Here is a 1,318-nt window from a genome sequence, read left to right on the forward strand (position 1 = left end):
AAGGCAAAAATACACTGCACCCTATGGGATGGGATGCTTTTGGGATGCCAGCTGAAAATGCAGCTATAAAAAGTAAAATACATCCTGCAAAATGGACTTATGAAAATATAGATTATATGAAAAAGCAGTTAAAAAGACTTGGATTTTCTTACGACTGGGATAGGGAAATTGCAACCTGCAATTCTGATTACTATAAATGGAACCAGTGGATATTCTTAAAAATGTTTGAAAAGGGAATAGCATATAGAAAATCTGCCTTTGTTAACTGGTGTCCACACGATTTAACAGTTCTTGCAAATGAACAAGTAATAGAAGGAAGATGCTGGAGATGTGATACACCTGTAGTGCAAAAAGAAATTCCATCGTGGTACTTAAAAATTACAGATTATGCAGAAGTTTTACTTGATGACTTAAAAGAGCTTGAAGGAAAATGGCCTGATGCAGTAATAACAATGCAGAAAAACTGGATAGGAAAATCAATTGGAGCAACTATTAAATTCCCTATTGAAAACTCTACAGCAGTTTTAGAAGTGTTTACAACAAGACCAGACACAATATTTGGTATAACTTTTATGGCTTTAGCACCGGAACATCCACTTGTTTTAGAGCTTGCAAAAGGAACAGAGTATGAAAATGAAGTTAACGGATTTGTAAATAAATACACAACAATGTCAACAAGAGAAAGAAACATAGTAGAAGAAAAAGAAGGAGTATTTACAGGAAGATATGCAGTTCACCCAATTACAGGAGAGAAAATACCTATATGGACTGCAAATTATATCTTATGGGGATATGGGACAGGGGCAATTATGGCAGTCCCAGCCCATGATGAAAGAGACCACGAGTTTGCAAAGAAGTACGCAGTACCTATAAAACCAGTAATAAAACCTGTAGAAGGCGATTGGGACTATGAAAAAGAGGCTTATACAGAAGAAGGTATTTTAATAAACTCAAACAGTTTTGATGGTCTTAAATCATCAGAAGCTAAAGAGAAAATCACCCAGTATTTAGAAGAAAAAGGAATAGGAGAGAAAACTATAAACTTTAGACTTAGAGACTGGAACATCTCAAGACAAAGATACTGGGGAACTCCAATACCTATTATTTACTGCAATGAATGTGGTATAGTACCTGTACCTGAAGAAAACCTTCCTGTAGTCCTTCCTGAAAATGTAGAGTTTACAGGAATGGGAAATCCATTAGAAAAGGTTGAAGAATTTGTTAATACAAAATGCCCAAAATGCGGAAAACCTGCAAAAAGAGAAACAGACACAATGGATACATTCATAGATAGTTCATGGTATTTCTTAAGATACTG

The 1,318-nt window shown here is 35.2% G+C and carries 1 protein-coding gene; it reads left to right on the plus strand.

Translation table 11 applies throughout. The annotated features are described in order from the left end of the window. Nucleotides 1–1,318, plus strand: a 1,318-nt coding sequence (gene leuS, locus HG1285_RS01210) for a leucine--tRNA ligase (RefSeq protein WP_008289447.1), incomplete at both ends; no start/stop codon positions are given.

This window comes from Hydrogenivirga sp. 128-5-R1-1 (genome assembly GCF_000171895.1).